At 44.8% G+C, this 6,997-nt stretch carries 4 protein-coding genes and 1 pseudogene; 3 read left to right on the top strand and 2 right to left on the bottom strand.

What is annotated here, in order from left to right; genetic code table 11:
• The first annotated feature begins 27 nt into the window (after positions 1 to 27).
• Positions 28 to 2,724 (top strand): alanine--tRNA ligase, encoded by a 2,697-nt coding sequence (alaS, locus tag QZN27_RS03505; protein ID WP_296783679.1) that lies wholly within the window; start codon positions 28 to 30, stop codon positions 2,722 to 2,724.
• 14 nt (positions 2,725 to 2,738) lie between these two features.
• On the opposite strand, the gene QZN27_RS03500 is transcribed toward alaS, so the two are convergent.
• Entirely contained in the window at positions 2,739 to 4,133 is a 1,395-nt protein-coding gene (locus tag QZN27_RS03500) for a carbon starvation protein A (protein ID WP_296783676.1), read from the bottom strand.
• Between the two features lie 123 nt (positions 4,134 to 4,256).
• Here QZN27_RS03500 and thiI point away from each other — a divergent pair, with 123 nt between their 5' ends.
• Together thiI and fbp are read left to right on the top strand one after the other, a co-directional pair.
• Positions 4,257 to 5,411, top strand: a complete 1,155-nt coding sequence (thiI, locus tag QZN27_RS03495) for a tRNA uracil 4-sulfurtransferase ThiI (protein ID WP_296783674.1) — start codon at positions 4,257 to 4,259, stop codon at positions 5,409 to 5,411.
• Between the two features lie 109 nt (positions 5,412 to 5,520).
• Positions 5,521 to 6,587, top strand: a pseudogene (fbp, locus tag QZN27_RS03490) (fructose-1,6-bisphosphate aldolase/phosphatase).
• 160 nt (positions 6,588 to 6,747) lie between these two features.
• Here the strand turns inward: fbp and QZN27_RS03485 are convergent.
• Positions 6,748 to 6,987, bottom strand: coding sequence for a DUF3781 domain-containing protein (locus QZN27_RS03485; protein WP_296783673.1), 240 nt, complete (start codon positions 6,985 to 6,987; stop codon positions 6,748 to 6,750).
• Positions 6,988 to 6,997 lie beyond the last annotated feature (10 nt).

Below are 6,997 nucleotides of genomic sequence, written 5' to 3'. Positions count from 1 at the left end.
ACTAATAAATCTTTTAAACTGATTATTATGGTAGAAATTTTTGACGAACTTGGTTATAAGAAACAAACTTGTAAAACCTGCGGACAGGAGTTCTACTCACAGATTGACAGAGACACCTGTGGGGACGCTCCGTGTGACGAGTATGAGTTTATCGCAAACCCTGCCACCGATAAGCCGTACAACTTATATGAAATCCAAAAGGTCTTTAGAGAATTTTTAGAAAGTGAAGGGCACACTCATGTCCCAAGATATCCGGTCCTTGCCAAAAGGTGGAGGGACGACGTATTCCTCGTTGGAGCATCAATCTTCTGTTTCCAGCCTTGGATTACCTCAGGACTTGTAAAGCCGCCTGCAAATCCGATTGAAATGGCTCAGCCTTCAATTAGGCTCAACGATGTCGACAATGTCGGTAGGACAGGCCGTCACATGACATGCTTTACAATGGGAACCCATACTGTAATCAACAAGGAGGATGACTTCATCTACTGGGAAGACCGCACAATCGAACTGTGCCACAAATTCTTTGCCCACATCGGCATAAACACTGAGGAAATCACATTCATCAAGTCCTGGTGGGCCGGCGGAGGTAACGAGGGACCATGTTACGAGGTATGCTGCCGTGGTGTCGAGCTCGCCACATTGGTGTTCATCCAGTACGAAACCCTTGAGGACGGATCCAAGAAGGAAATCCCTATCAAGGTTGTGGATACCGGTTACGGTCTTGAAAGAATCGCATGGATTTCTCAAGGGACTCCGACAGCTTATGACGCATGTTTCGCCCCTGTGGTCGACAAGCTCAAAGAGCTCACAGGAGTTGAGATCAACGAGGACATCCAGGGAAGGAACGCCCAGATTGCAGGTATGATGGACATCGAGGACATCGGTGATTTAAAAGAGTTAAGACAGCAGGTTGCAGACAGTCTGGACCTCTCTTTAGATGAATATCTCAAGGCCGCCGAGCCTATGGAGGCAATCTACATCATTGCAGACCACACAAGATGTCTCGCATTCATGATTGCTGACGGAATCATCCCTTCAAACGTTAAGGAAGGATACCTTGCAAGGCTTGTCCTTAGAAGAACCATCCGTTTCATGAAGGAACTGGACATGAAGGAATCCTTGGCGGATGTGATGGAAATCCAATTGGACTTCCTCTCAAAGTTCTACCCTGAAATCCGTGATTCAGAAGAGCATATCATGAACATCATTACATTGGAAGAGGAAAGGTATGCCGCAACAGTCAAGAAGGGAAAAAGCATCGTCAGAAGGTCCATCAAAAGGCTCAAAAAAGAGGGCAAGTCAGAAATGCCTCTTGAAATGCTCATCGACTTATACGACGCTCACGGTATTCCTCCGGAAACGGTCGTTGAAATGGCAGGCGACGATTTCACAGTAAACGTTCCGGATAACTTCTTCACTCAGGTTGCAGGAGCGCATGAAAAGGACACTACCAACAAGAAGTCCACATTCAAGGTGGATTTCCCTGAAACCGACTTGCTGTTCTATAAGGATTTCTACCAGGAAGAGTTCGAGGCTGAGGTTTTGGGCCTGGTTGAGAAGGATGGGGACAAGTGTCTCATCTTCGATAAAACCGTGTTCTACCCTGAAGGAGGAGGCCAACCTTCCGATATAGGTGAAGTTTCCATTGACGGAAATTCATTTAAAATGTACTATGCCGAAAAGGTTGACAATGTCGTATTGCATCATGTAGATGGGGACGTCACAGATGACGTGATTGGCAAAAAAGTTGAAGGCAAACTGGACTGGGAGAGAAGAATCACCCTTGCGCGCCACCACACAGGAACCCACCTTGTGATTGCGGCTGCACGTAAGGTATTGGGTCAGCACATCTGGCAGGCAGGATCACAGAATGACCTTACAAGGGCACGTATCGACCTTTCACACTACAAGCGTATCACACAGGACGAGCTCAATGAAATCGAAAAGCTCGCCAACGAATACGTCATGGCAAACATCGATTTGGACATCCAGTTCCACACTCGTGATGAGGCCCAGGAGCTCTACGGATTCGTTCTCTATCAGGGAGGTATCGTTCCGGGCAAGATGATTCGTGTCGTCAAGGTCCCTGGAGTTGACGTTCAGGCATGTGCGGGAACACATGTCATGAGGACAGGTGTCGTCGGACCTATCAAGATCAACAAGACCGAAAGGGTTCAGGACGGTGTCGAAAGGATTGACTTTTCAGCAGGTCTTGCCGCAATAGACTCAATGCAGCATGACAGCAGGCTTCTGCGTGAAAGTTCAGGCATCTTCAAGGTCGAAAACGACCAACTGCCGAAAACCTGTGACAGGTTCTTTTCAGAATGGAAGGCACAGAAAAACGAGATTGACCGTCTGAAATCCGAAATCGCTTCCCTTAAGATGAACTCACTTGCCGATGAGTATGATGAGATAAACGGTTTGAAAGTGGTCCACCAACTGATTGAATCCGACTTCAAGGAGCTTCAGAAGATGGCGACAGACTTTACCGACAACGGCAAGGCCGATGTTGTCGTAATGGGTAACAGTGACGGAAAGATTGTCGGTGCGGCATCACAATCAGCAATAGATGCCGGCGTAAAAATAAATGAGATAATAAAAACTGCAGCAGGCGTTTTAGGCGGTGGCGGCGGAGGCCGTTTGACCTTAGCGCAGGGTGCAGGTAAGAATGCAGACAAGATGGATGAAGCCATCCAGACTGCAGTCGACTTAATCAAAGGATAATCATTATCCTTTTTCTATTTTTTATATTTTTTTATGAAAATTATTGCTATGACGGCGGTAGCAATGACTGAAATCACGTTTGCAGTCATTGAAGGCAACATCAAACCTTCCGGTGCCTGGAGAATGTATCCGAATGCAATCAGGGTACATGCAATTGCCGGAAGCAGTGCGACGATATAGTGTTTCTTGTTTTGAATCAGATAGACCGTTCCAGCATAGAGAACTGCGGTGGCCACAATCAGTTGCACCCATGCGAAGTATCTCCAAATCAGGCTGAAGTCGATAAATGTCAGGGCAAATGACACTATAAACAGGGGCACTGCCAGTTTGACCCTTGAAGCCAGCTTTTCCTGATTTATCTTGAGCTCGTCGGCCAGTGTTATCCTTGAGCTTCTAAGGGCGGTGTCTCCTGAGGTGATAGGGCATACCACAACTCCGATTATGGTCAGAATCAGTCCGACAGGTCCGAGCAGTGTTGTTGCCATCTGATTCACGCCGATGGAAGGTGTTGCACCGTAGAGTACGGCAAGTTGCGGCTGGCCGTGGAAGAATGCCATTGCGATTGCCGCCCAGATGAGTGCGGTGATGCCTTCAAGAACCATTGCTCCGAAAAACACCGGTCTTGCATCCTTTTCTGTGGTCATGCATCTTGCAACGATAGGGGACTGTGATGCGTGGAAACCTGAAATCGCACCGCAGGCTATTGTCACAAAGAGGTATGGAAAGATTGACTTGTCTGTGAAGTACAGTCCCTGTGTTGTGAATTCCGGAATTGTGTATGCGGGGTTCAGTATAAGCGCACCTATCATGAGCACCGCCATGAGAAGGAACAGGGCTCCGAATATCGGGTAGATCTTTCCGATGATCTTGTCGACCGGAAAGAGGGTTGCTATGAGGAAGTAGATGAATATTACCACAAGCCAGATTAATGTTGGAATGCCTGTAAGGCTTGCAAGAAGATCGGCTGAGCCTGTTGCGAATGTGGATGCAACGAGAATACCTGTTATCACGATGATGACGCCCACAAACTTCCGGGCTTTGGTTCCAAGATACTTTGAGATGATTTCAGGCATTGTGAACCCGTCGCTTCTGAGGGACATGAATCCTGAGAAGAAGTCATGGACCGCTCCGATGAAGATTGTACCCAGCACAATCCACAAAAATGCCGCAGGGCCGAACAAAGCTCCCTGTATGGCACCGAAAATCGGTCCGAGACCAGCAATGTTGAGGAAATGAACAAGGTAGAGCTTCCATCTTGGCATTGGGATGTAGTCGACACCGTCCTCAAGCCTGTGGACCGGTGTCTCAACGCTTTCGTCAACTCCCGCTATCCTTTCGATAGCCTTTCCGTAAATGAAATATGATGCAATCAGTGCGGCGGCGCAAATCAAAAAACTATACATATACATATTTTTTTATCGTTAAAGATATTTAAATTATCATTAAATACTTTTTTAAGGTATTAAATCAAAATGTATATCTGTAATTGGGAGTTCAAAAACTGAGATATTAAAATTAATTGGGATGTTTAAATGAATCATGACGTAATTATTGCAAGATACGGTGAAATCGGACTCAAGAGTCCAAAGATAAGGTCACGCTTTGAAAGGAAACTGGTCAAAAACATCAAGGCCACATTCGAATGTGAAGTCGAAAGAAATCAGGGAAGAATCTATATCTTCCCGCAGGATTTTGATGAGGGAATCGAAAAGCTGAACCGGGTGTTCGGAGTGGTGTCCTATTCCCCTGCAACCTCGACCGACTCCACATATGATGGAATCGACGAGACCCTGACTGCATACACTGAAGAGCTGATTTCAGAAGGAATTCTCGATGAAGACACAAAATTCGCAATCAAGTGCCGCCGTGTTGGAAATCACGATTATACCTCTCAGGAAATGGCTGCCCATTGCGGAGGTGTTGTGAGAAGCGTTGTCCTTGCTCCAGTCGATTTGACAAATCCTGATTTGACAATATTCGTTGAAATCAGGGAGAACAAGGCTTTCATATATCATGAAAAAATCAAAGGTCCCGGCGGACTGCCTCTGGGAACACAGGGCAGGGTTGTAGTGCTTCTCTCAAGCGGAATAGACTCCCCTGTAGCGGCATATCTGATGATGAAAAGAGGCTGCGAAGTAGTGGCGCTTCACTGTAACAACGACCCCTTCTCAGGCCCGAAGGTCACAGAGCTCTTCAACCAGCTGGTCGACCAGCTGAACATCTACGCCAAGGGAAACCCTATCCGGAAACGCATAATAGATTACGGCGAGTACCTGCAGGCGGCCAAGGACAATGCCCCTGAAAAGATGACCTGCGTTCTGTGCAAATCAGGAATGTATCACATAGCAGAAAAGCTGGCCCAAAAAGTGGGTGCGGATGCAATAGTCGACGGAAGCAGCGTCGGACAGGTCGCATCACAGACACTTTCCAATATCCTGGCCACAAGATACGGCGTCGACATGCCGATACTCTCACCGCTGATAGGCCTTGACAAGGAGGAAATCACAGCAATCGCAAAGGAAATCGGAACATTTGAAATTTCCAAAATTGATGACGGAGGATGCAGTGCTGTTCCGAAATACCCTGAAACCCGTGCAGATTTAAATCGCGTAAAAGAGGCATGCGAAGCAATGAACCAGGATGCCGAAATCGAAAAGGCATTTGAGAAAATCAGAAAACTTGATTAGGTTTTCACTTTCCACTTTTTTTTAAAATTAACATAATAATTAAATAGTATACAAATCAAAAATAATAAATGTCTAGTAAATAATAATTTACTAATTCGAGGTATTTAAAATGAAAACTACAGTTAGTGTAATTAAAGCTGATATCGGAAGTGTGTCCGGACACTGTGTCGCACACCCAGAATTAATGGATATTTGTGATGAAGTTTTAAACGAAGCTTTAGAAGCAGGTATCATAAAAGATTACTATATCTCCCGTTGCGGAGACGACATAGACTTAATCATGACCCACGACAAAGGGGAAGAAAACGAAGAAGTTCACAAAACCGCATATGATGCATTCATGAAAGCTACCGAAAGAGCACGTGAATTGAAATTATACGGTGCAGGTCAAGACCTGTTATCCGATACCTTCTCCGGTAACATCAAAGGTATGGGTCCTGGTGTTGCAGAATTTGAATTTGAAGAAAGGCCATCCGACCCTGTTTTAGTGTTCTGCTGTGACAAAACCGAACCTGGTGCATTCAACTTGCCAGTATTCAGAATGTTTGCAGACCCATTCAACACTGCAGGTCTTGTAATCGACCCATCCTTACACGATGGATTCAAATTTGAAGTATTCGATGTAATCGAACACAGAAAAGTTATCTTAAACTGTCCTGAAGAAATGTACGACTTGCTCGCATTAATCGGTTCCACCGGAAGATACGTAATCAAAAGAGTATGGAAGAAAAACGGTGAAATCGCAGCTGCAATAAGTACCGAAAGATTAAACTTAATGGCTGGAGAATACGTCGGTAAAGACGACCCAGTATGTATCGTAAGAGCACAATCTGGTTTCCCTGCTAACGGTGAATGTGTAGATCCATTTGCATTCCCACACATGGTAAGCGGATGGATGAGAGGATCCCACAACGGTCCAATGATGCCTGTATCAGAAGCAGAAGCAAACCCAATCAGATTCGACGGACCACCTAGAGTAGTAGGATTAGGTTTCCAAGTAGCTAACGGTGAATTGATCGGACCAGTCGACTTATTTGACGACCCTGCATTCGACCCAACCCGTGAACAAGCTGCTAAAATCGCAACTTACATCTACCTGCTGAAGAAATGGAATACACTTCACTTCCTGGTGTAATGGAAAAATTAGAATCCAGATTTGAAGACATGGATGATTAGATTTAAAGAGATTTACAAATCTCTTCTTTTTTTTACTTTTTTTTTAAAATTATAAAGCTATTTTTTGAACTCTTCCAGGAACTCTTTGAATAAAAAGTTCGATGAGGTTAACGATAACCTTGAAAAGCTCGAAGAATTGATTAAGAAGAATAACTGAAACTTATTTTTTGTGGGCTGTGATTATTGTAAAGCTGCTTGAATTAATTGTTATTATGCAGTCGTCAACATCAACATAGTAATTTTTACCCTCTTTGGCAACAGTTGAATTGTCCTGTTTCAATTTGGAAATGCAATAGTTTACAGGCTCATCTGATATTCCTAAATTTTTCTGAATCCTTCCAATGCCCATTTCTGTTGTGTGAATCCTTTCAACATTTTCTAAAAGTACTTTCTTGTGCATTTCATCACCC

Source organism: uncultured Methanobrevibacter sp. (assembly GCF_900316895.1).
Taxonomy (GTDB): Archaea; Methanobacteriota; Methanobacteria; order Methanobacteriales; family Methanobacteriaceae; genus Methanocatella.
The sequence above is the reverse complement of the archived record's forward strand: the minus strand, read 5'-3'. Positions and strand labels throughout refer to the sequence as shown.